This is a genomic window from Jujubicoccus corallicola (genome assembly GCF_047345645.1).
GTDB lineage: Bacteria > Pseudomonadota > Alphaproteobacteria > Rhodobacterales > Rhodobacteraceae > JBLEFH01.
Window position 1 is genome coordinate 453,288 of sequence record NZ_JBLEFH010000001.1, and the last position, 21,293, is coordinate 474,580.

Below are 21,293 nucleotides of genomic sequence, written 5' to 3' on the forward strand. Positions count from 1 at the left end.
ACGACGCAACGCCGTGAGGGATGGCGGAAATATCGATTTTCCAAGTTCGAAAAATGCTTAATCGAAACCGGTCTTCCGCTGATCTTAGCCATAAATTCGGCTTCGTGTTGCGCCTGAATATTGAAAAGGCTAAAAATTTAGAAGTCTTTGTTAAATATGCAGTTTGTCTAATGTTTGATTTTGATGAAATAGAACCTCACCTGACCCAAGCGGCCCGGACTTTGCACATGATGTCCAATCCTGCGCGCTTAAAACTTCTTTGTGTGCTCAGTGAGGGGGAGACGAGTGTGGGAAGCATCGTCGAGGCGACCGCCATGCCGCAGCCAACTGTCTCGCAGCATTTGCGGCAACTGCGTGAAGCGGGCCTCATCGAGAGCCGTCGCCAGGGTCAGATGGTTTATAATCGTCTAAAGGGTGACGCCGTGACGCAAATTATGGATGTGCTCTACGAACTCTATTGCAAGCCGACGATGATAGCGAATCGAGACGCGCTCTGATGGATTGTTTGGTTAGACTCTCATGATGAGCAGAGCATTCTAGTTATCTTGCCGGATGGCGTCCGTGATGAGGATCCCTTTAATCTCATTGTGACTGACGTCCTTGGCCGAGGCGAGAAGCTTGGCGCGCAGATCAGCCATGGCCGCACCGGTGCCGAAGCTATCGCGAAACCCGCCCGACGCCGCATGATCCATCATATCCTTCAAGAGATGGTCGCGGAGTTTCGGCATCAGCTTCTCGATTGTCTCTTTCTCTTCTTCCTCGATCTCCAGAGTTATGGCGATCGTGATCATAGAACTGACACGGCCATCCTTGAGGTCAGGCAGGATAAAGGGCTCTTCCATTGGCAGATAGCTGAGCGCGTCCGCGTCGGGTTCGGAATCTTTCTGAGGCTCTGTCGAGACTTCGCAACTTTCCTCTTCCTCGACACAAGCCTCAGGCGGCGCGCTTTTGGTGAACGAAGCGCCAGCGATCCCTGCGCCCAAACCGAGCAAAAGTGCGACAACCGGAAGAAGTTTTTTCAACATATGAGACCTTAGAACGGGAGTACGCTATCGACGATTTGCTGGCCGTAGCGTGGTTGCTGCGCGTTCGAGATGCGCCCGCGTCCGCCATAGGAAATACGAGCGCCTGCAATTTTGTCATAAGTGATCTCGTTGCGACGCGAGATATCTTCGGGGCGGACAATCCCGGCGATTTGCAAGTCGCGCATCTCGAAATTGACGCGGACCTGCTGCGAGCCGGTGATGTAGAAATGCCCATTGGTCAGCACTTGCGTCACCGTGGCTGCGACGCGAAGCGTGATTTCTTCACCGCGCTGCACCGACCCGTCGCCTTGCGCTGCAGAACGCGAGTCAAAAGAAACCCCGGGCGAGAGTGGGTTCTCACCGCCGATCAGCTCCCCGACTTTTTGATCCAATCCAAGCAGCGCACCAACCGTCATCTGCTCGTTGCCCGAGCGGCTGAACTCCGAGCTGTTCTGGATCCGGGCCTCATCCTCAATATCGATGACGACCGTCAGAATATCGCCGAGCGCGTTGGCGCGCCTGTCACCCAAGAGCGAGTTCGGTCCGGCCTGCCAAAGTGACGGGCCGCTGGGAGGCATCTGCGATTCAATCATGGGGCCGCCATATGTCGTGTCTTGGGCAGCACCGTTATAGGCGGCCGCTTGCACCGGCTGCTGAACCGGAGAAATCATCGGGGGCAGGGGGACCGGGCTCAGTTCCGGCTCGCGCCCGATGTCTCGCGCCGCTCCGCAGGCGGTGAGCATGAGCAGACCCAGAAGGGAAATAAAAATCTTCATGGCTTCACCTCGACGATGCCGATACCTGTCGCGACTCCGCTGACGATCATTTTGGACTCAAGATTCATGACGCGGATGATGTCTCCTTCGGCAGCGCGGTCGAGAGCGCGGCCTTCGCTGCGGATTTCCAGGCCGTCGCTGCGATACACCAGCGTGCAAAGATCGTTGCGGCCAATCACGGCGGGCGGGGTTAGGTTGCCTTCATAGAGCGGGCGACCGGGGTAGACGGCTTGTTTGACTTCCATCCCGATGGCGCGCGCCGGGTCGGTCATTGCGCCTGCGATGGGGGTTTCCGCAATGAGAATATCCGCGGCGCTCAATACCTCTTGCGGCCGGATTACGCGCGACACGGTCAGCGTCTCGGCGCAAAGCGGGGCGGCCAGAAAGAGGAGGGGAATCAGCCAGCACATCAGCGGATTTGGGTCGTTGCGGCGAGCATTTGGTCCGCTGCGGTGATCACCTTCGCGTTCAACTCATACCCGCGCTGCGCCTCGATCAGATCGGTGATTTCGCGCACGGCGTCGACGGTTGAACCTTCAAGATAACCCTGCAGCATCGTCCCGCGACCATCGATACCCGGCTCACCCGTTTGCGGATCGCCCGACGCTTCTGTTTGCAGATAAATATTGCCGCCGCGCGCTTCGAGGCCCTTTTCGTTGACAAAGGTTGTGAGCGTGAGCTGCCCCAAAAGCTGCTCCTGCGCTTGATCCACGAAACGCGCATAGACCTCACCATTGGCGTTGATCGTGACCGCGCGCGTGTCCTCCGGGATCGTGATATCCGGTACCAGCGGATAACCCGCAGTCGTGACAAGCTGCCCCTCGCTGATGACTTTCATCGCGCCGTCGCGGGTGAATGCCTGCTCGCCCGTCGGCAGCGTCACCTCCAGATAGCCGTTGCCCTCAATTGCGACATCGAGCTCGCCGCCCGTTTGCTTCACCGCGCCTTGGCCGACATTCATGGTTACCGCGACAGGGCGGACACCCCGGCCAAGCTGGATGCCGGTCGGCAAAACTGTCCCGTCCGACGCGCTGATCGCGCCGGGACGCTGCACCTGCTCATAGGTCAGATCCGCGAATTCGGCACGCCGCGAGTTGTAAGCCGTCGTGTTCATATTCGCGAGGTTGTTGGAGGTGACTTCCACCCGCGTTTGCTGCGCGTGCATCCCGGTGGCGGCGATCATCAAAGCTTTCATTCCGAGACTCCTTCAGAGTTGTCCAAGCGTGCGGGTGACCGAGCGGATCCGCTCATCCTCGCGATCCAGAAATTTTTGACCCAGCTCGTAATTGCGCTGAATTTCGATCATGCGTGCGATCTCGCTGATCGGGTCTACATTCGAAGTCTCAAGAAAACCTTGACGAATGGCGGAAGTCTCAGTGGGCTCGATCTCGGATTCGTAGCGAAAGCGCACGCCATCTTCGCGCACCAGTTTCGTGGGATCTGGCGCGGCAAAAACGCCGACCTGACCCACCGGCTGACCGTTCGCGGAAATCGTGCCGTCCGCGCCGACGACCAGATTGGTGGCGTCGGGCGGGATGAAAATGGGCGCGCCGCCCGCATCAAGCACGCGCGCGCCATCGGCTGTGACCAGATCGCCTTCGGGGTTCGTCAGAAAGGCACCTGCGCGGGTGAGGCGCGGCCCCTCCAGCGTCTCGATCTGGAAGTAACCATCGCCTTCGATCGCCATATCAAGCGGATTGCTTGTCTGTTTCAGGCCGCCGCTGACCTCGGCGGTATAATGCGTGCGCGCACCTGCCATGGCGACGCCTTCGGTTCCAAAACCGGTTCGGGCGAGCATTTCGGAGAACACCATGCCCTTTTTGCGAAAGCCGCCCGTCGAAATATTCGCGATATTGTTCGCAACAATATCCATCTCGCGCAGCAAACCCGATTGCCGTGACAGCGCGATATAGCCGCCAATATCCATGCGGTTTTCTCCTTAATGTCCGGCGATGTAGCCGATAATGTCTCGCTGAAAAAAGTTCACGAGCATTTCACCCATGAAGCCCATGGCGAGCCAAAAAGTGATGATGATCGCGCCGAGTTTCGGGACGAAGGTCAGCGTCATTTCCTGAACCGATGTGAGCGCCTGAAAGAGACCGATGATCAGCCCAACAACCAGTGAGACGCCCAAAATTGGCACGGAAATGCGAAATCCGACGCCGAGCGCCAGCCGCAGCATGTCGAGAACCGTCTCCTCGGTCACACCGGCATCCGCAGGATTTCCTGATAGGCTTCAACGACTTTGTCGCGAATGGCGACAGCGGCTTCCACCGCAAGCTCACTCCGCGTCAAGGCTTCCACGACCGAGCGCGCATCACCCTCGCCGGTGAGCGCGGCCTGCGCGGTCGTTTCGCCCTCATGCAAAATGCTGACGAAATCCTCAGCCTTTTGCGCGATGGCACCTCGGCCGGCGGGCTGGGCCGCATCAGGCTGAATGGCAGGGCGTGCGCCGTTATAAATCTGGCTTGCGGCAACGGATTGCAGCATGGGGAACTCCTGTTACTTGTTCAAAAGAGACAATGTTTGCGACGCCATATTTCGGGCCTGATCAAAGACTTTCAGATTGGCTTCGTAACTCCGCTGCGCCTCGCGCGCGTCCGCGATTTCCAACATGAGATCGACCGACGATCCCTTGTAATACCCATCTTCGCCTGCGAGCGGATGCGCAGGGTCATACACATCGGGAAGCTCCGCCTGATCGAGCCGCACCCGCCCGGCTTTCACGGCCACGTCTTCCGACAGCGACGTATGAAAGGGCAATGTCTTGCGCCGATAGCCCGGCGTGTCCGCATTGGCGATATTTTCGGACGTCACCTTAAGCCGCTGCGCCTGCGCATTCATGCCGCTGGCGGCCGCCGAAATCGAACCAAGCAAATCTCCCATAACGTCTCCTTATTTCCCGATACTGCCGCGCAGAACGCGCATGGCCGATTTGTAGACGCCATTGGCCAGCTCATGCTCCATCCGCACATCGCTCATCCGCTGCATCTGATCCTCCAGCGAGATGTCATTGCCATTCGGGGAGGCGAGCGTGCCAAGCTTCGTCCGCGACGCCTGCGCTTGGCCTTTCGGCGAGAGCAGATGCCCGGCGCGTGTCGCTTTCATCGCAATGCCGTCAAAAGACGTTCCGAAATCTTCGAGATCCGCGCCTTTGAAGCCCGGTGTATCCGCATTGGCGATGTTCCGGCTGATGAGAGAAAGCCGCGATTCGGCATGGCGCGCCAAGCCATTCGCGTTTTGTGTGACTGAATATTTGAACAGATCCACAGGGTTCTCCTCTCGCTTTCAAGCAAGGCTTAACCAGTCTTCGTTGAGAAAGGGTAAGCAGCGATCCTGAGGAGGCTTCGATGGAGACCGATTTCGCGTCTTTAACCCGTAAAATACAACGTATTTCGCCGTTTTCGCGCTTTGGGAAAGTCGTGAAGGTCAACGAATCGGAGTTGCATCTGAAAGGGGTGACGCCTGAAACGCAGCTTGGCGATGCGATTCTTCTGAGCCTTTCCAACGGCGATATCCTTGGCGGTGAGATTGTTAGCCTCACGGGCGATCACGCCGTTGCCATGACCTATGCGCCGTGCCGAGGCGTTGCGCTTGGCGATCTCGTCGAAATCCGCGCGCCGCAGCCGCTCTGCCCGCATCTGTCCTGGCGCGGGCGGATCATCGACGCATTTGGCGCCCCGCTCGACGGACGCCCGCTTGCGAACGGCCCAAACGAGACGCCGCTCCATCGAAAACCGCCGCCCGCCGCGACCCGGCGGCGCCTGGGCGTTCGGCTTCAAACAGGCATGCGCTGTCTCGATACGCTTTTGCCGATTGTCGAAGGTCAGCGCATTGGTCTTTTCGCAGGATCGGGCGTTGGCAAGACGACACTTCTGGCAACCATGGCCAAAAAAGTCCCAGCCGACGTTATCGTTTGCGCGCTGATCGGCGAGCGTGGTCGTGAACTGCGCGCCTTCGTCGAAGACGCGCTCGGTCCGGAAGGGCTGGAGCGGGCGATTGTCGTCACCGCGACCTCGGATCAGTCGCCGCTGATCAAACGCCGCGCCGCTTATACCGCGATGGCCGTCGCGGAATATTTCTGCGCCCAAGGCATGCACAGTCTGCTCCTCATGGATTCAGTCACGCGCTTCGCCGAGGCACATCGCGAGATTGCGCTCATGGCTGGCGAGCCGCCTTCGCTCCGCGCCTACCCGCCCTCAACGGCGCATCTGATCTCATCGCTAATAGAGCGCGCTGGTCCTGGTCCAGAGGGTGCGGGCATGATTTCCGCAGTTTTCTCCGTTCTCGTGGCGGGCTCCGATATGGAGGAGCCGGTCGCAGACATGACGCGCGGTTGCCTCGACGGACATATCGTCATGGATCGCACTATTGCGGAGCGCGGACGCTTCCCGGCAATTGATCTTTTGAAAAGCGTTTCGCGTTCGCTACCGGAAGCCGCCACTGAAGGTGAGAACAAACTCATCGCGGACGCGCGTCGGATGCTTTCAAAATATGAGCAGGCAGAACCGATGCTTCAGACGGGGCTCTATTCTTCGGGTGCCGATAAGGAAACAGACCGCGCGATCAAAATCTTTGAAAACCTCGACAGCTTTTTGGGCCAAGCGACGGATGAGCCGATCCAAAGCAGCTTTCACGCACTTCGACGCATTCTAGCAGCGAGTTAGTAGCGGGAGCTGAGAAGTGAGCCCGAGCCGAATCCATTTTGCAAAATCGTGAGAGCCGTACTTGCGGGTGAATAATCCGCAATCCCATTTGCGATTTGATCTTTCAAAAGATAGTCGCGCACGACTTTGTCCGCGAGCTTCGGATCCGACAGATCGCCGACCTTCGCTTGATACCGTCGCTCGAAGCGATCAGCGAAAATACCATGTTGCTGATCGATATCGAGTTTTCCAACATCACTCGGGAGGCCCAAAGCGGACTCAATGACTTTGCGAAGTTGCGTTTGTCCCATGATGTTGAACCAGCGTGCGGCTTCATTCGTAGAGCCATCAACGAGAGCGCCGATTTCACGTTTAAAAGCGAGAGCCGTCTCCATCGCCGGCTGTGTTTGGCCAACCGCAGCTTCAAACGAGCGCGTCTGATAGTTCTGAACGATTGAGTTAATCGTCGTGTTGTTGAGCGGTTGCGACGCGTTTGGCTTGTCAAATCCAAACGCCTCCGCCAGTCGCCGGTATCGACGATCTGTCAGCTTGTTTGCGAAGGCATTTTCATCTGTTGTGCCCTCGCGCAAAACCTTCTCGATGAAATATTTGCTGTTAATGTCATGCGAGAGGCCAAATGCGCCTAGAGTCACCTTCATGAGCCGATAGTCAGAAACCAGATCTGCGGCGTTTTTGACATTCGAAATGTTGTCTTTGAAGTATGCGATCTCGCGCTGAAGTGTCGGGTCTTTGGAGAAAACCGTATATTGCTGGTCGTAATTGCGTTCGAGGACCTTAAAACCTGCGAGTCCGGAGACCGGAATGGCGGGAACAAAGCTCATGCGATGCCTCCGAACGATAAGATTCGCTGCTCGCGCGGCAGAAGCTTCTTGAGGGACTTCATCGTGAGATAGAAGTTGCCGCTCAGCACCGCCGTTGTCGCTTCATCAAGAGTTCGTCGGCTATCTGAGTCCCGAAAAACTTGACTGAGTTCTTCCAAGGCAACGATAAGATCGGACTTCGTCTCGGTCCCATTCGCCTCGGATGCGAGCACCAATTGCGCCTTGTAGATGGCCCGTTTAACGGGCGTATCGACGTCTTTCGGGTGGATTGCATCTTTGAGCCGCAGGACATTTACATCCGGCGATGCCACGGAGAGAGAGGTGCGCCGATCGCCATTCACCAAAACAGCGCCGTTAATCATCACGCGCTCGCCGGGCTTCAATTTCAAAACGAGGCCGCTCATACCGCTGTTTCCAAATTGGCGCGGAGCCCGCGCATCACGGCCGTATTGATCTCGACGAGAGCGGTCAAATCAGCCTCGCCTTTGAGGACCTTACTGCTGTGATGCTGCGTGAATTCTTGAAGATAAATAAGGCGGGCCCGCAAGTCGGCAGGGAGCTTGTTTTTCTCATGAAGAACGTCGGCGGCGAGCAGACGCCACAAATCGCGATTTTTGCCAATTGCGGTCGCGATCTGGCTGAATGTTGCACTCGCGTCGAGGCAGGCGCTCAGATCAGCCGTGCATTTTGCAAAGGCGCGATATTCGGTGTCGCGTGGATCTGGAAGCGTGGTCTTGATTGCTTGGTAACCAAGGACGGGATCTTGCGACATCATCTGCACGGCCTAAACTCCTAACTTGAAATAGTGTGGCTGGGGCGCGGACGCCCCAGCCTGTCTTCTTAACGGAAGAGCGACAGAAGATTCTGCGGCGCCTGGTTGGCAATCGACAGAGCCTGCGTGCCAAGCTGCTGCTGCACCTGAAGTGCCTGAAGGCGAGCCGATGCTTCTTCCATATCGGCATCGACAAGAGCGCCAACACCCATCTTCAGAGCATCTGCTTGACCTTTCAGGAATTCATTCTGGCTTTCAATACGTGCACGCGCCGAGCCGAACGATGTTGCAACGCTCTTCATATAGTCAAGCGCGCGATCAAGGTTGTCGAGCTGAGCTTTATTGTCGCCGTCGCCGCCAGTCCCTTGCACGATTGCTGCGGCGAAGGTCGCAACATCCGTGTAGTCAGCCTCGCCAGCAGTCCGGTTTTGCAGAATGTTGAACATCTCTGCCAGAACGTTTTCACCGGTCACAGTCATCGCTTCGCTCGAGACAGTGCCATCGGTGGCACGTTTGATCGAAACCGTGATGTTCTGGTTGGTCGCTGCCTTCGACGTGTCTGCGCCGTGGATCAGGTTCGTTCCATTATACTGCGCCGAAGTCGCGATCGATCCGATGGTCTCACCAATTTTGGTGAGCTTCGCATTGATATCCGTGTATTCCTGCGTGCCCGTCGCGACGTTTTGCCGCTGAACCACCAGCTCCTGCGCACCTTTGATTTGCTCAACGATCTGTTCCGACGCGTTGCTTGCGACAGCCAGCATCTGTTCGGACGAGTCCAGGGATTTCGACAGACGCGTGAGCGACGAGATGTCGGAGCTCATGGTCGTTGCAATGGCCCAGTTTGCGGCGTCGTCTTTTGCAGTCGACACGCGTTTACCGGTCGCGATTTGATTTTGCACTTCAGTCATATTGTTGTTCGTTGCACGCAGCGTCTGAAGAGCAACCATTGCACCGTTGTTGGTCAGAATGGACGACATTTTGTATTCCTTTCAATGATGCGAAATTTAATGCATCTTTTGAGTTTGCCTTGCGGCTTTGAGCGTCTTTCTGACGGGGGCGGCGCTGACCGCCTGACGTGCTGTCTGTGTGAAGATTTTCAGAAATTCACTAATCAACCTATAAAATATAAGGTTTACGCTCTCTTTTATCTCGAAGTATTTATGAAAATTATTGGACAATAAGGTCGGCATGTAGAGCGCCTGCCGCCTTAATTGTTTTGAGAATTTCAATCATATCGCGGGGTGTGACGCCTAACGCGTTCAGCCCTTCGATCACGGATGGAAGCGACACACTGTCATCTATCATAGCGAGTTGCGTGCCGGGCTCCTCCTCGATGGCCACATCCGTGCGGGGAACAACAACGGTCTCGCCGTTTTGAGAGAACGGATTCGGTTGAGAAACCGCGGGTGTCTCACGGACCTTCAACGTCAGACCGCCCTGGCTGATCGCGACGCGAGAGATCCTCACGTCAGATCCGAGAACGATGGTGCCGGAGCGCTCGTCAATGACGACACGAGCAGGTTGAGATGCTTGGATCTCAAGGTTTTCCATCAAGGAAAGGACATGTGCCGGCGAGCGCGTCGGCGCTTTCGAAAGGTCCAAGGTGACGGTTCCCGCGTCCCGCATGAGCGCAATTGGTCTTTTGAAGTAAGCGTTAATGCTATTTTCGATGCGCGAGGCGGTGGTGAAGTCGGGGCTTCGCAAAGCAAGCGTGAGATCGGTTAGAGTGGAAAAATCGAAGGCAACTTCCCGCTCCACCCGTGCTCCCGAAGGGATGATCCCTGACGTCGGGACGCCTTGAGTCTCGGAGGCTGCGTCTCCCTCCACACTCACGCCTCCAGCGATAACGGTTCCTTGGCCAACGGCGTAAATCTGTCCGTCTGCTGCGTTCAGTGGCGTCATGATAAGAGTTCCGCCGCGAAGACTTTTTGCATCGCCGATTGCGGCTACGGAAACGTCGATCCGAGATCCCCTGCGGGCAAACGGCGGCAATGCGCCAGTCACAAGCACCGCGGCAACGTTTTTTGCGCGGAACTGTTCGTCGGTAACGTTAACGCCTAGCCTTTCGAGAAGATTGGCCATGGCGTCTTCTGTGAAGGGGCTATTACGAAGACCATCACCCGTTCCTGGGAGGCCGACCACGAGACCATAGCCAACGAGATCGTTGCCTCTCACGCCTTCGACTTCAACAAGATCCTTCAAGCGCGCTTGGCCGGCGAAAGCGGTCGAAAAGAAAAGCGGCAGAACTAGGAGTAGAGTGAGGATGCGCACAAGTTAACTCAGGTGGCTGAAAAGATTGAGACGTGAGAGCCTGGTGGTGATCTGATATGTGGCTTGCAGCTGCGTCTGAAGATGTTCATATCGCGACGCCGCCTCATATTGATCGACGCCGATTAGGTTATTTTTTTCCATTTGAAGCACAGTTCGTTGAGATGCTAGGGCAATCGATCTCTCTTCGACGCGCGCAAGATTATAGCCTATCGCGGCGGTTCTTTCCGTAAGCTTTGAGCCGCTCTCCAGAAGATCCATGGATGCGTTTGCAGCGAGCTTTTTCTGCTCATCTTGGGACAGAGACGTGGCTCCTTGAGACACAAGATTAAGCTTCGCAAAGTTTTTCAATACACCAACAATAGCGGGATCGATGGCTCTCGTAGAAACCTCTACCTCTGTCTGATCTGAAACGCGCGCGTCTGGTGCGGAAATTTCCGAACCGAGATATCGCGACGTTTCAAACGCACCGCCGGGTGCGAAGTAGGATTCAACAGCATTTTCTACGTCTGCGGCTGTTGTCGCCGCAGCGACTGCCACAGAAAGATCCGTCATGATGTTCTCGTGGTCCGCGATAGCTGGACGGTCGGTTGCTGCACCCGAGAACAGGGATTGACCTGCGTAAGAACTGTTTAAATGCCGAACCGCATCTTCAAAGCGCCCTTCAGCTGTCACAAGCTTTAATTTCAACTCGTGAAAGTTTTTCCCAGCAGCGTCAGTGATTTCGGCGGGAAAATCTCCTACCAGGCCGTTTATGGCTTCAAGCGCGCTCACAGTTGCATTTCCGCGCCCAACCGAAAGCTGAAGATTTTTTTCCTGAACCTCCCAAGCACGCAGATTTCGCTCAACCGCATAGAGATGGCTCACATCGCCCTTTAAATGCGCAAGTTTGTTCTCGGCCAGCCCGGTTGTAATTTCATAGCCTGCCTTCTTCATTTCTTGATTTGTGAAGCGCATGTTGGCTTTCAACGAGAGAGATTGCGACAAGTTGGAAACAGAAAACACGTTGACCTCTTAAATCTGGAGCAGGTTTTTCAGCATCTCATCAGCAATCGAAAAGACCTTCGTATTCGCGAGATAAGCATTCTCGATTTCGAGGATCTTCTGCGTTTCCTCGTCAGTGTTGACGGCAGTCAGACCTAATTCTTCCTCGCGAAGGCGATCAAATTTCACGCTCGAAAAAGCGGCGTTGCTTTCGGATATATGCTGATCTTGTTTCGCCGCTGCGGCCAGAAACTCGCCGAAGCCAACTGCGCTCAGCGCCTGTCCCGTTGCACCCGCGTGCACTTTGACTGCGCTGAAGGCTGAGGACATCGCGCCCAAAAGCGTTGCGTCGGCGGCGGGTCCATAGGCGGTCGCGCCGAGACCGTCGCGGAGTTTGTAGATATCACCGCTGGCCGGTGCGACATTGGCGTTCAAGGTTAGACGTGCGGCAATGCCAGGCTGATGAGCGGAGTCAAACTTTAGACCGTTGTCAGTGAAGAGCGCAGGATCGGCGGCACCTAGAGTGGGGTCTGCCACGTCGGCTTGAAAACGTGTTGCGAGATCCGCCGCTAGATCGTCAAGATTATTTGCCACCGAGACAGCACGCATGTCGCGGATCTTCAGCATGGCTTCGATTTTACCGCCGGTGAACAGTTCAGCCGAAGAGAGCGCGGTGGGCTGTCCATCTACGGAGACATCGGAGAGTTGCCCTCCCGAGATCGTCTTCTCCTGCGTCACAACTGCGGTCGGCGTGAAGTTCAGTTTTCGCGCTTTACCGTCTAGAAGCATTGCGCCTCCAGGCGTGAAAATTGCAACGCTGTCCTGGTCCCTGCGAACGACGTTGATCTCCATGAGTTTACCGAGCTCATCGAGATGGCCTTGCCGCTCGTCTTCCAGCGAGAGTGCATCCAGACCGCGTTGATGCGCGCTGGTGATATCGCCGTTCAGCTTTTCGATGCGCTCAATCAAGGTATTTGAGGTTGAGACGGCCTTCCCAATATCATGATCGGCGCTCGTACGTAGATCTTGTATCGTTCTCGCGGCAGATTGGATTTGATCCACAACATCTTGTGACGCGGTTTGAAGCTGCTTTAGTCGCACAGTGGATGAAGGGTCCGCCTCGGCGGAGGCGATTGCCAAGCCGAAGGTGGTCAGCGCACCGACGATTCCATCGCTCGTTCCAGGGTCACCGAAAATATCTGCCAATGTTGCCAACTTGTCGGCTTCATACTGCGAGGCTTCGTTTTCGCCGCCGCTGGCGCGCCGAAGCGTGGTCGCCTGCAGGTTCGTTTGACGCGTTGTATCGACAACTTGAACGCCAGCCCCGTGATTGCCGAGTTGCGTCGGCGTGAGCTCGACACGCCTTTTGGTATAGCCTTCTGTCATCGCATTTGCGGTGTTGCTCGCGATGACAGACGCGGAGCGCGAGTAAGCGTTGAGGCCGCTCAGAGCATTATTGATTGCCGAACCGATGGTCATTCTATGCGGCCCTTATCGCTTGATATTTGTTGTTTCTTGCAACATTTCGTCGACAGTCTGGACGACCTTCGCGTTCGACGAATAGGCGCGCTGAGTCTGGATCAATTCCGTCAACTCGGTTCCGATATCCGAGGTCGATTGCTCACGCGCAAAACCGATCGTTTTGCCGACGGGGCCGTCGCCCGCATCCCAGAGATAAACGTCACCGCTTGCAAGGGTGGGCTCAAAGGTTTGGTTGCGGAGCGCGTGCATGCCATTCGGCGAAGCAACATTGGCGACAGGCACCTGGAAAATAACTTTGCTCGCGCCAACATCATAATTGGCTATCACATAGCCGTTTTCATCGATTTGAAGATCGACCAACTTCGACGGCGGCACACCGTTCTTGGTGATGCCGATGGGCTGAAAGTTACCTTCATATTGTGTCAGACTGTCCAGAACGCTGATCTCCATCGGACCGTCCGCGACGTCTAGTGTGAGTGCGCCTGTCGCGGTATCATAGCCGCCTGGACCAGTTGATGTGATTGTCTCGATATGACCGGCAGTGTCTACATCATCGCTAAAGACGATGTTGAACTTGCCGACGACCGCATCTGCCTGTGCACTGTCCGTGATCTGAAGTGTCCATTCGTTGCTGTGACCGGTTGCACCCACCATCGGCGTGAACGTCGCGGTCATCGAATATTCCGTTCCGAGATTTCCGTAATAGTCGAGGCGGACTTCATACGGATCCCCCGTTCCAGTCGGCATCGTAGACGCTGCCGGCAGGTTCATTGCCATGTTGAACGCGCTTGTTCGCGTCGCGCTAAGATGATCATATTGCACACGCAGCGGCTCCAGATCCCGTGTGGTGTCGCGCGATTTCGGGGTAAAGGTCCCATCTGGCTCAGCACTCCAGCCCATGAGAACAAGACCGTCGAGCGTTTTCAAATATCCCTCAGGATCGCGCTTGAACGAGCCAGTGGTCACATATTCTACCTTCGTTGCGTCACCATTCGCTCCGAGTGCCGAATATTGCGTTACCGGCAGGAAGCCGTTGCCACCAAGAGCAATATCCATGGAGTTATTCGTGGAGAGCACAGCGCCGTGAGCGTCGACATTGCGGTAGCTCTGGACTCGAACACCGCCCGCCGTAAATGTTCCGGGGTTCTCCGCCACGACGAGTGACGAAAACTCCGTCCCGACACGTTTGTAACCATAGGTAGAACTGTTCGCGATATTGTCGGAAATCGTCGCGAGCTTTGAGGCGTTGACATTCAGTCCCGCAACGCTTGCGTTCATGGACGACGAAAGGGAGGAAGAGATTGTCATAATGCCTCGCAATTTACTCGGTTGTTGATCTTGGTTGTGCGCCAGCGGCCTTAATATCTGCCTAACATCAGGGCGCTTTTTCGCTCTCGACGAGCAACGTGATGTCGATGCGGCGATTTTCGGCGGCAATCGGGTCGTCCGTGGCAGGCTCGCGATCCGATTTGCCTGTGACTCGCTCAAGCCGCGCCGTGTCAAATTTCTGGGAGGCGAGGATCTGCCGGATCGACTGCGCGCGATCAATGGACAGGTCCCAATTGCTGTAGTTTGGCGTCGAGAAAGGAACAGCAGATGTGTGGCCCGTGATCGAAATCGGGTTTTCGATCTTGCCCAAAACCTTCGCAACCACGCTCAAAAGCGCGAGCATCTTTTCACTGGCTTGCGATGATCCATTGCCGAAAAGCGACTCCTCCTCCGTATCAAACAGCGAGATCACAACGCCCTCGTCGCTGACGCGGACAGCAAGATGCTGCGTGAGATCATTCGTGAGATCGCCTTCGGCAAAGCCTGCTTCAACACTTTCGGCAAGATCATTGATTTCAGTGGTATCGCCGCTTCCCGGACCGCGCTCGGGATCGTTTTGCTCTGCATTGACGTCGGCTGGCGTGCCCTCGCGGCTATGCGGCTGAACTTCCTCGTCCAACAATGAGTCGCCTTGGAAATTTCCCTCCCCACCAGCCGACTCATTCTTCAGAGTAATTCTGGGGTTAAAGTAGTCTGCAAGACCCGTGCGCACTTCGTCGGACGTCGCATTCAAAAGCCACATCAGCAAGAAAAACGCCATCATCGCGGTTACAAAATCGGCGTAGGCAATCTTCCACGCGCCGCCGTGATGACCTTCCGCCTTAATCACTTTCTTGCGCCGAATAATCGGCCGTTCGCTGGCATTTTTCATGTTCACCTCTCACCCACCACGGCGACCTTAGCTTTCGCGCCATAACAGGTGATGAATCTGCAAGAAAATTTTCTGCGCTGGTTAACACCTATGAAAGAAAGGCGAGACATGTTGCCTCCGAGAACGGAGATACTGGATATGGCCGCCGAACAGATTCTTGAGAAAAAGCTGACGATCTCCCGCGCAACCAAGCTGCCGATCACGCAGATGGATCAGTTCAGCGACACACTCTCGCGCAATCTCGACAGTTTTTTGCGGGCCTGTTTTGGGCAACCGATTCTGGCACAAGTCAACGAAGCGCCCATTCGGAATTTTCGAAAAATGCGTGAAAGCGTCCCGCCCGCGGCGCTTTTGGCGAAGGTCAGCGTTGATGGCGCGCGCGATTCTGGCTATCTGGTTCTGCCCTATGAAACGGTGTCGCGCGTGGTGGAATTGCGCCTCGGCGGCGATCCGACACAGCTTGATGAGGTGGTTGAGCGCCGTGCGACCGCGATAGATATGGCGCTCTGCAAGGAATTTTCCGAGCTTTTCTTACAAGCGTTTATCCTTGCAACGCGGACGGTTCTCGGCGCGCGGGCGGGTGCCGTACCTGTGCTTTCAGATCTCACGGGCGATCCATCGCATCTCGATCACATCGCGCCGGACCATGCGGACATGATGACCATGAATATGGAAATCGCTGTCGCCGACACGAAGTTTCGCGTTCCGTTTCAATGTGTTCTTCCGCTCTCCATGCTCGATCTTTTCCGCACAATCGATGCGCCTCTAGAAGGCGGAGACGGTCAAGACATGCCGGACTTCTGGTCGGAGCACATGACCCGCGCGATCACGATGGCGCCGCTGGTCATTGATGCACAGATCTTTCGCGGAAAAATTTCACTCGCTGACCTTAGCGATCTTGAGCCAGGTGAGATTTTTGAAATGTCGGGTGCCGCGACGGATAATCTGTCGCTGCGTGTCGGCTGTGGGACCATCTATGAAAGTGAACTGGCCGTCGGGAGGCTCGGTCGCGGCGAGAAAGGGAAAGGCGCGAAGCTTGTCAACGCGCCTGATGAAGACATCATTCACCATCTTGCACAGATCATTCGCGCGGAAACGGCGGATTAACCGCCGATCGCTATGCCCATTAAGGCGTACGTTAACTGTGCTGCAGTGAAGTCCCACACCTCTGCGCCGTCGATCGGGGCCAACTCGACGACATCAATCCCGACGCATTTTCGCCCTTTCAGTGCGGAGCGCACGATGGACAGGGACTGATAGTAGCCGAGACCGCCGGGCGCCGGTGTGCCGGTCGCGGGCATGATGGCCGCATCCAAACCGTCGACGTCGAAGCTAATATAGACATTTTCTGGAAAATCAGCGGGAAGCGAGATTTCGGTAACGTTCCCGGTGACAAGCGCTTCCGCGTCGATATGGATTACGTTCAGCTGGTCGCGCAGATCCGCCTCCTCCTGCGAGAGCGCCCGTATCCCGTATTGCGCGAGCGGGATTTGCTCCTCCTCGGCGAGAAGTTGCATCACCGACGCATGAGAATGGCGTTCGCCCTGATAGGCGCGCCGCAGGTCAGCATGCGCGTCAATTTGAACGATACCAACTTCGCCAAGCGCGCGCTTTACACCAAGAACAGCCCCCCAACTAAGGCTGTGCTCGCCGCCAAGCGTCACGGGTATTTTCCCCTTTTTTACTAAGGCTTCCGTCTTAGCGCTCAAGGTCTCTAGCGACTCTGCAATCGGTCCATCACAGTTGATGGTCGGATGCGTGAAAATACCCCGATCACAGGGCTCGATCCCCCGCCAAAGGCGCTCTAACTCATTTGAAGCGGCGACAAGCGCTGTCGGCCCCGATGCGGTTCCGGAGCCATAGGAAACCGTTTTTTCAAGCGGCATCGGAACGATATGAAAAAGCGCCTCCTCGCTCCGCTCTTTCTCGGTTAATTCGCTATCGAGAAAGATCATGAAAGCCGCTCCTTAAAATCTTCATATGTAAAGCTGCGCACGATGCGCAAAGCGTCGGTTTCGCTGTTCCAGATCGCAATTGACGGTAAGCGCACACCGTTAAAGGTCGTCGTTTTCACCATCGAATAATGCGCTTGGTCGAGAAACGCGACTCGGTCGCCATGTTGCGGGGTTGCCGGAAACTGGTAGCTTCCGATCACATCGCCGGCTAGGCAAGATGGCCCTCCAAGGCACACCTCCACATTGCCGTTTTCGCCCATCAATGCAGGCCGATAGGGCGCTTCAAGCACATCTGGCATATGGCAGGTGGCAGAAATGTCGAGGATCGCGTTCGGTCCATCATTTTCAATGATATCAAGTACCTCTCCAACAAGGATACCTGCATCAAGGGCGATAGCCTCGCCGGGCTCAAGGTAAACCTTGAGCCCCGTTTTTTGCTGAACGTTGATTAAAAACCGGACGAGCGCGGCGCGATCATAATCGGCGCGGGTGATATGATGACCGCCACCCATATTGATCCACTTCAGATGCGGCGCTAGGCGCTCAATAGTGGGCGAGATATGCGCCCAAATCGCGGCGAGCGGCGCGAAATCCTGCTCGCAAAGCACGTGAAAATGAAGCCCGTCGACTTCCTGAAGATCATCCTCGGTGATCTGGTCCAGCGGCGTTCCGAGACGTGAGCCGGGTGCGGCAGGATCGTATTTTGCAACTTCACCGAGCGCGAGACCCGGATTTATGCGCAGGCCGACCGAGATGTCTTTGCTGCTTGCATCGATATTCTTGCGAAAACGGCGATGTTGCGCTGGAGAGTTGAAGACCATGACGTCGGAAAGCGCGATGATCTCGTCGATTTCATCCTCCTTGTAGCCCGCCGCAAAGGTCTCGACGATGCCGCCATATTCTTCGCGCCCAAGCCGCGCTTCCCATAAACCACTCGCGCAAGTGCCTGGAAGATAACGCGAAACCAGAGGCGCTAGCGACCACATAGAGAAGGCTTTCAACGCGCCGAGGATCGTTGCACCAGACTGATCCGCAATCTCGCTGAGAATCTTGAGATTGTCCTCAACCTTTGCCTTGTCGACAACGAAACAGGGCGTCGGTACACGGTCCAAATCGAAATGGGCGAACGCACCTGCATCGCCCGCCTTCGTCTCCATCATCAGAACGTCACCGGCCCATCAAGTTCAACGACTTGCCACGGCAACCCATGTTCATTGAGCAAATCCATGAATGGATCGGGGTCGAGCTCCTCCATATTGAACACGCCTGCGCCGGACCACGTCCCGTTCAAAATCAGCGCCGCGCCGATCATTGCAGGAACACCGGTTGTGTAGCTCACCGCCTGGCTGCCGACCTCACGATAGCACTCCTCGTGATCGCAAATGTTGTAGATGTAGAAGGTCTTTTCGCCGTCGCCATCCTTCGCCGGACCGGTCGCAATATCGCCAATATTGGTCTTCCCCTTGGTCCGTTCACCAAGATCGCCCGGATTGGGCAACACGGATTTCAGAAATTGAAGCGGGATGATCTCGTAACCCTCGTGCATGACGGGCTCAATCGACGTCATGCCAACATTCTGGAGCACCGTCACGTGGTTAATGTAAGCATCACCGAAGGTCATCCAGAAACGCGCGCGCTCGATCTCCGGGAAGTGTTTCGCGAGGCTCTCAAGCTCCTCGTGATACATGAGATACATGTTCTTTTCGCCAACCTGATCAAAGTCAAACGCGACTTTGGTTGACATGGCGGGCGTTTCCACCCATTGCCCATCCTCCCAATGCCGCGCCGGTGCGGTGACCTCGCGGATATTGATTTCTGGGTTAAAATTCGTGGCAAACGGGTGGCCATGATCACCGCCATTGCAATCGAGAATGTCGATCTGGCGGATCCCGTCGAGCTTGTGTTTGCGTAGCCAAGTCGCGAACACGCTTGTCACGCCCGGATCAAACCCGGAGCCAAGAACCGCCATAAGGCCCGCTTCCTTAAAGCGGTCGTGCAGTTTCCACTGATGCGAATACTCAAATTTCGCTTCTTCGGGAGGCTCGTAGTTGGCTGTGTCGAGATAGTGAACGCCGGTCTTCAGACACGCATCCATCAAGGCAAGGTCTTGATAAGGAAGCGCAAGGTTGACGAGGAGGGTGGGTTTGATCTTTTCGATCAACGCAACCGTCTCGTCTACGTTATCCGCGTCAAGCTGATAGCAGGAAATCTGCTCGCCCGTCCGTTTCTTAACAGATTCAGCGATAGCCTCACATTTCGACAGCGTGCGGCTGGCGACAGAAATGGTGCCCGGAAAGAGATCACGGTTCATCGCCATCTTGTGCAAAGTAACCGAAGCGACGCCGCCCGCGCCGATGACCAGAACATCTTTAGACATGGTTATCTTCCTCCCGGAAATGTTCGTAATAAGTGTAGCCGCCAATCGCGACGCGATAGGTGTCGATCATGATCTTACGCTCGCGCGCGTCGATTTTCCCTGCCTTTACAGCACTCTCTACGATGGTCTTGAACGCATCAAGGCACTGTTTCGGCTCGTATTCAACATAGGCGATGACCTCCGCCACCGTGTCGCCCTCGACCTCATGCAATAGTTCCAACGCCCCATCGTCGTTAAAATCGACCGTCACAACATTGGTATCGCCGAAAAGATTGTGCAGATCGCCGAGCGTTTCCTGATAAGCGCCCACAAGAAAAACGCCGACATAGTAGCTTTCGCCGTCACGTAGTTCGTGGATCGGCAAGGCGTTGGCGATCCCATCTTCCAGAACAAACTGATCGATTTTCCCATCAGAGTCACAGGTGATATCGGACAGCACGGCGCGTCGATTAGGCTTCTCATTCAACCGTTGCAGAGGCGCGATTGGAAGCACCTGATTGATCGCCCACATATCAGGAAGGCTCTGAAAAACAGAGAAATTTGCATGGTAGATGTCGCGATGCGCGGAGAGTTCCTCGACCACCTCGAGTGGCACGTTCTCCGTCTGATTAACCAGATCTTTGATGCGCCCGATCACATATAGATAGATCTGCTCTGCGCGTGCAATTTGCCGCAAATCAATGACGCCGCGGCGGAAGAGGGCCCGCAATTCCTCGCGATAATAATCGGCGTCGTTCAGACATTCCTGCACACGCCGCGCGTTCAAATAGCCCGGAATCGCTGCCATATCCGACAGCATATGATGATCATCCGGTTCCGGCGCGACCTCTTCGGTTCGGTCAAAATAACTCGCGCCCAAGATATCGAAAAGCAACATTGACGAATAGGCGACCGTGGCGCGGCCGCTTTCGGTCACCAAAACTGGATGGGGAAGGTCGGCGGCGTCCATCGCATAGCGCACGGCTTCGACAACATTTAGGCAATACTCGTCGAGCGTATAGTTAATGGAGTTTTCGGTGGCACGGGCCTCACCCGTATAGTCTATCCCGAGCCCACCACCGAGATCGAGATACTCGAGAGGCGCTCCGAGTCTCGATAACTCGATAAAGAACCGGCTCGCTTCATCAACCGCTTGGCGCGCGTCGATCACTTTCGGAATCTGGCTGCCGAGATGGGAGTGTTGCAGCTTGAGACAATCGAGAAGGTCAGCCTCGTCAAGGCGATCCACGAGATCAACGACTTCTTTCGCGGTTAGCCCAAAGGTCGAGCGGTCTCCCGAACTTTCCGCCCAATTGCCGGTGATGCGTCTGGTTAATTTGATCCGCACGCCAAGCATAGGCTTTTCGCCTAGGCGGCGGCTCTCGGCGATGATCGTCTCTACCTCTTCGGGACTTTCAATCACTACAACGCAATTAATGCCTGCCTTGCGCGCAAGAATCGCAAGCCGAATAAACTCGGCATCCTTTATCCCGTTGCAGATGAGAAGGGCACCCGGTGGCAGGCCACGGGAAAGTGCCACGATCAATTCGGGCTTGCTTCCCGCCTCCAAACCAACCGACCACTTGCGACCATAATCCACAATCCGATCAACGACTTCTGCCTGCTGGTTAACCTTGATAGGAAACACACCGCGATAGATGTTTCGATAGCCGGATTGCGCAATCGCGCGCGCGAAAGATTCGTTGATCGCCTCCACCTGACGGCGAAGAAACGCGCCGACACGAAGGATCACCGGTGTTTGGATTCCGCGAGCATCGAGGTTTTTAACCATTTCTGGAAGACTTTGCGGCGATGCTTCGAGATTGGCGGGATTTATGAGCCCCAAATCGCCATTGTCGCATGCCGCGAACATGCCCGCGCCCCAGCGATTTAGCCCGTAAATCTGCGAAAGATCGGTCATGTCAGCCTCCACGCCAGTCGGTCTCGCTATAGGACAAAAATCCAAGCGAAACAAATGGTCTGT

General features: G+C 55.7%; 25 protein-coding genes. 3 read left to right on the forward strand and 22 right to left on the reverse strand.

What is annotated here, in order from left to right; translation table 11 throughout:
* Window positions 1–20: 20 nt before the first annotated feature.
* Entirely contained in the window at window positions 21–497 is a 477-nt protein-coding gene (locus ACMA5I_RS02220; protein WP_525884593.1) for an ArsR/SmtB family transcription factor, read from the forward strand.
* Window positions 498–536: 39 nt separating this feature from the next.
* Here the strand turns inward: ACMA5I_RS02220 and ACMA5I_RS02225 are convergent, their stop codons facing one another.
* From ACMA5I_RS02225 to ACMA5I_RS02265, 9 genes are read right to left on the reverse strand one after another with little or no spacing between them, the layout of a single operon-like run.
* Window positions 537–1,025, reverse strand: a complete 489-nt coding sequence (locus ACMA5I_RS02225) for a hypothetical protein (protein WP_525884594.1) — start codon at window positions 1,023–1,025, stop codon at window positions 537–539.
* An 8-nt stretch (window positions 1,026–1,033) separates the two neighbouring features.
* A complete protein-coding gene (gene flgH / locus ACMA5I_RS02230; protein ID WP_525884595.1) occupies window positions 1,034–1,801 on the reverse strand; it encodes a flagellar basal body L-ring protein FlgH in 768 nt (255 codons plus the stop codon).
* Window positions 1,798–2,211, reverse strand: coding sequence for a flagellar basal body P-ring formation chaperone FlgA (gene flgA / locus ACMA5I_RS02235; protein ID WP_525884596.1), 414 nt, complete (start codon window positions 2,209–2,211; stop codon window positions 1,798–1,800). Before flgA ends, flgH begins: the two co-directional genes overlap by 4 nt.
* A complete protein-coding gene (gene flgG / locus ACMA5I_RS02240) occupies window positions 2,211–2,996 on the reverse strand; it encodes a flagellar basal-body rod protein FlgG (RefSeq protein ID WP_525884597.1) in 786 nt (261 codons plus the stop codon). Before flgG ends, flgA begins: the two co-directional genes overlap by 1 nt.
* A gap of 12 nt (window positions 2,997–3,008) precedes the next feature.
* Window positions 3,009–3,728, reverse strand: a complete 720-nt coding sequence (locus tag ACMA5I_RS02245) for a flagellar hook-basal body complex protein (RefSeq protein WP_525884598.1) — start codon at window positions 3,726–3,728, stop codon at window positions 3,009–3,011.
* Window positions 3,729–3,740: 12 nt separating this feature from the next.
* Window positions 3,741–4,007, reverse strand: a complete 267-nt coding sequence (locus ACMA5I_RS02250; RefSeq protein ID WP_525884599.1) for a flagellar biosynthetic protein FliQ — start codon at window positions 4,005–4,007, stop codon at window positions 3,741–3,743.
* Window positions 4,004–4,291, reverse strand: coding sequence for a flagellar hook-basal body complex protein FliE (gene fliE / locus ACMA5I_RS02255; protein ID WP_525884600.1), 288 nt, complete (start codon window positions 4,289–4,291; stop codon window positions 4,004–4,006). Before fliE ends, ACMA5I_RS02250 begins: the two co-directional genes overlap by 4 nt.
* A gap of 12 nt (window positions 4,292–4,303) precedes the next feature.
* Window positions 4,304–4,687 (reverse strand): flagellar basal body rod protein FlgC, encoded by a 384-nt coding sequence (flgC, locus tag ACMA5I_RS02260; protein WP_525884601.1) that lies wholly within the window; start codon window positions 4,685–4,687, stop codon window positions 4,304–4,306.
* Between the two features lie 9 nt (window positions 4,688–4,696).
* A complete protein-coding gene (locus tag ACMA5I_RS02265) occupies window positions 4,697–5,071 on the reverse strand; it encodes a flagellar basal body rod protein FlgB (protein ID WP_525884602.1) in 375 nt (124 codons plus the stop codon).
* Between the two features lie 80 nt (window positions 5,072–5,151).
* Here ACMA5I_RS02265 and ACMA5I_RS02270 point away from each other — a divergent pair, with 80 nt between their 5' ends.
* Complete coding sequence (locus ACMA5I_RS02270) at window positions 5,152–6,468, forward strand: FliI/YscN family ATPase (RefSeq protein ID WP_525884603.1); 1,317 nt, start codon at window positions 5,152–5,154, stop codon at window positions 6,466–6,468.
* Here the strand turns inward: ACMA5I_RS02270 and ACMA5I_RS02275 are convergent.
* From ACMA5I_RS02275 to ACMA5I_RS02315, 9 genes are all read right to left on the reverse strand, one after another.
* Entirely contained in the window at window positions 6,465–7,289 is an 825-nt protein-coding gene (locus ACMA5I_RS02275; protein ID WP_525884604.1) for a DUF1217 domain-containing protein, read from the reverse strand. The two genes, ACMA5I_RS02270 and ACMA5I_RS02275, sit on opposite strands and share 4 nt — an antisense overlap.
* The gene (flbT, locus tag ACMA5I_RS02280) at window positions 7,286–7,693 is read right to left on the reverse strand and encodes a flagellar biosynthesis repressor FlbT (RefSeq protein WP_525884605.1); all 408 of its coding nucleotides are present in this window, start codon (window positions 7,691–7,693) and stop codon (window positions 7,286–7,288) included. Before flbT ends, ACMA5I_RS02275 begins: the two co-directional genes overlap by 4 nt.
* Complete coding sequence (gene flaF, locus ACMA5I_RS02285) at window positions 7,690–8,064, reverse strand: flagellar biosynthesis regulator FlaF (RefSeq protein WP_525884703.1); 375 nt, start codon at window positions 8,062–8,064, stop codon at window positions 7,690–7,692. The genes flbT and flaF overlap by 4 nt, the downstream gene beginning before the upstream one ends.
* A 65-nt stretch (window positions 8,065–8,129) precedes the next feature.
* Window positions 8,130–9,041 carry a flagellin gene (locus tag ACMA5I_RS02290; RefSeq protein ID WP_525884606.1) on the reverse strand — a complete coding sequence of 304 codons (912 nt, stop codon included), beginning with the start codon at window positions 9,039–9,041 and terminating at the stop codon, window positions 8,130–8,132.
* Window positions 9,042–9,231: 190 nt separating this feature from the next.
* Complete coding sequence (locus ACMA5I_RS02295; RefSeq protein WP_525884704.1) at window positions 9,232–10,329, reverse strand: flagellar basal body P-ring protein FlgI; 1,098 nt, start codon at window positions 10,327–10,329, stop codon at window positions 9,232–9,234.
* Window positions 10,330–10,338: 9 nt separating this feature from the next.
* The gene (locus ACMA5I_RS02300; RefSeq protein ID WP_525884607.1) at window positions 10,339–11,337 is read right to left on the reverse strand and encodes a flagellin; all 999 of its coding nucleotides are present in this window, start codon (window positions 11,335–11,337) and stop codon (window positions 10,339–10,341) included.
* 9 nt (window positions 11,338–11,346) lie between these two features.
* Window positions 11,347–12,795 (reverse strand): flagellar hook-associated protein FlgK, encoded by a 1,449-nt coding sequence (gene flgK / locus ACMA5I_RS02305; protein WP_525884608.1) that lies wholly within the window; start codon window positions 12,793–12,795, stop codon window positions 11,347–11,349.
* Window positions 12,796–12,807: 12 nt separating this feature from the next.
* Window positions 12,808–14,076 (reverse strand): flagellar hook protein FlgE, encoded by a 1,269-nt coding sequence (locus tag ACMA5I_RS02310; RefSeq protein ID WP_525884609.1) that lies wholly within the window; start codon window positions 14,074–14,076, stop codon window positions 12,808–12,810.
* 97 nt (window positions 14,077–14,173) lie between these two features.
* A complete protein-coding gene (locus tag ACMA5I_RS02315) occupies window positions 14,174–14,998 on the reverse strand; it encodes an OmpA/MotB family protein (RefSeq protein ID WP_525884610.1) in 825 nt (274 codons plus the stop codon).
* A gap of 138 nt (window positions 14,999–15,136) precedes the next feature.
* Between ACMA5I_RS02315 and ACMA5I_RS02320 the strand changes: the two genes are divergently transcribed.
* Entirely contained in the window at window positions 15,137–16,105 is a 969-nt protein-coding gene (locus tag ACMA5I_RS02320) for a hypothetical protein (protein ID WP_525884611.1), read from the forward strand.
* On the opposite strand, the gene speB is transcribed toward ACMA5I_RS02320, so the two are convergent.
* Genes speB through speA form a run of 4 tightly spaced genes read right to left on the reverse strand, consistent with a single transcriptional unit; the run spans window position 16,102 to window position 21,230 of the window.
* Window positions 16,102–16,953 carry an agmatinase gene (speB, locus tag ACMA5I_RS02325; protein ID WP_525884612.1) on the reverse strand — a complete coding sequence of 284 codons (852 nt, stop codon included), beginning with the start codon at window positions 16,951–16,953 and terminating at the stop codon, window positions 16,102–16,104. The genes ACMA5I_RS02320 and speB overlap by 4 nt on opposite strands.
* On the reverse strand, window positions 16,950–18,113 hold the full coding sequence (locus ACMA5I_RS02330) for a carboxynorspermidine decarboxylase (protein WP_525884613.1): 1,164 nt from the start codon (window positions 18,111–18,113) through the stop codon (window positions 16,950–16,952). Before ACMA5I_RS02330 ends, speB begins: the two co-directional genes overlap by 4 nt.
* A complete protein-coding gene (locus ACMA5I_RS02335) occupies window positions 18,113–19,330 on the reverse strand; it encodes a saccharopine dehydrogenase family protein (RefSeq protein ID WP_525884614.1) in 1,218 nt (405 codons plus the stop codon). Before ACMA5I_RS02335 ends, ACMA5I_RS02330 begins: the two co-directional genes overlap by 1 nt.
* Entirely contained in the window at window positions 19,323–21,230 is a 1,908-nt protein-coding gene (gene speA, locus ACMA5I_RS02340) for a biosynthetic arginine decarboxylase (RefSeq protein ID WP_525884615.1), read from the reverse strand. The genes ACMA5I_RS02335 and speA overlap by 8 nt, the downstream gene beginning before the upstream one ends.
* Window positions 21,231–21,293: the final 63 nt, after the last annotated feature.

Excerpts from the sequence above, each read along its gene's own strand:
- flgH (WP_525884595.1), bottom strand. The coding sequence starts at position 1,801 with ATGAAGATTTTTATTTCCCTTCTGGGTCTGCTCATGCTCACCGCCTGC.
- ACMA5I_RS02310 (WP_525884609.1), bottom strand. The coding sequence starts at position 14,076 with ATGAACGCAAGCGTTGCGGGACTGAATGTCAACGCCTCAAAGCTCGCG.
- ACMA5I_RS02270 (WP_525884603.1), top strand. The coding sequence starts at position 5,152 with ATGGAGACCGATTTCGCGTCTTTAACCCGTAAAATACAACGTATTTCG.
- fliE (WP_525884600.1), bottom strand. The coding sequence starts at position 4,291 with ATGCTGCAATCCGTTGCCGCAAGCCAGATTTATAACGGCGCACGCCCT.
- ACMA5I_RS02330 (WP_525884613.1), bottom strand. The coding sequence starts at position 18,113 with ATGATGGAGACGAAGGCGGGCGATGCAGGTGCGTTCGCCCATTTCGAT.
- flgG (WP_525884597.1), bottom strand. The coding sequence starts at position 2,996 with ATGAAAGCTTTGATGATCGCCGCCACCGGGATGCACGCGCAGCAAACG.
- ACMA5I_RS02220 (WP_525884593.1), top strand. The coding sequence starts at position 21 with ATGGCGGAAATATCGATTTTCCAAGTTCGAAAAATGCTTAATCGAAAC.
- ACMA5I_RS02275 (WP_525884604.1), bottom strand. The coding sequence starts at position 7,289 with ATGAGCTTTGTTCCCGCCATTCCGGTCTCCGGACTCGCAGGTTTTAAG.
- ACMA5I_RS02320 (WP_525884611.1), top strand. The coding sequence starts at position 15,137 with ATGGCCGCCGAACAGATTCTTGAGAAAAAGCTGACGATCTCCCGCGCA.
- speA (WP_525884615.1), bottom strand. The coding sequence starts at position 21,230 with ATGACCGATCTTTCGCAGATTTACGGGCTAAATCGCTGGGGCGCGGGC.
- speB (WP_525884612.1), bottom strand. The coding sequence starts at position 16,953 with ATGATCTTTCTCGATAGCGAATTAACCGAGAAAGAGCGGAGCGAGGAG.
- flgC (WP_525884601.1), bottom strand. The coding sequence starts at position 4,687 with ATGGGAGATTTGCTTGGTTCGATTTCGGCGGCCGCCAGCGGCATGAAT.
- flbT (WP_525884605.1), bottom strand. The coding sequence starts at position 7,693 with ATGAGCGGCCTCGTTTTGAAATTGAAGCCCGGCGAGCGCGTGATGATT.
- flgK (WP_525884608.1), bottom strand. The coding sequence starts at position 12,795 with ATGACCATCGGTTCGGCAATCAATAATGCTCTGAGCGGCCTCAACGCT.
- flgA (WP_525884596.1), bottom strand. The coding sequence starts at position 2,211 with ATGTGCTGGCTGATTCCCCTCCTCTTTCTGGCCGCCCCGCTTTGCGCC.
- ACMA5I_RS02245 (WP_525884598.1), bottom strand. The coding sequence starts at position 3,728 with ATGGATATTGGCGGCTATATCGCGCTGTCACGGCAATCGGGTTTGCTG.
- flaF (WP_525884703.1), bottom strand. The coding sequence starts at position 8,064 with ATGATGTCGCAAGATCCCGTCCTTGGTTACCAAGCAATCAAGACCACG.
- ACMA5I_RS02335 (WP_525884614.1), bottom strand. The coding sequence starts at position 19,330 with ATGTCTAAAGATGTTCTGGTCATCGGCGCGGGCGGCGTCGCTTCGGTT.
- ACMA5I_RS02225 (WP_525884594.1), bottom strand. The coding sequence starts at position 1,025 with ATGTTGAAAAAACTTCTTCCGGTTGTCGCACTTTTGCTCGGTTTGGGC.
- ACMA5I_RS02315 (WP_525884610.1), bottom strand. The coding sequence starts at position 14,998 with ATGAAAAATGCCAGCGAACGGCCGATTATTCGGCGCAAGAAAGTGATT.
- ACMA5I_RS02290 (WP_525884606.1), bottom strand. The coding sequence starts at position 9,041 with ATGTCGTCCATTCTGACCAACAACGGTGCAATGGTTGCTCTTCAGACG.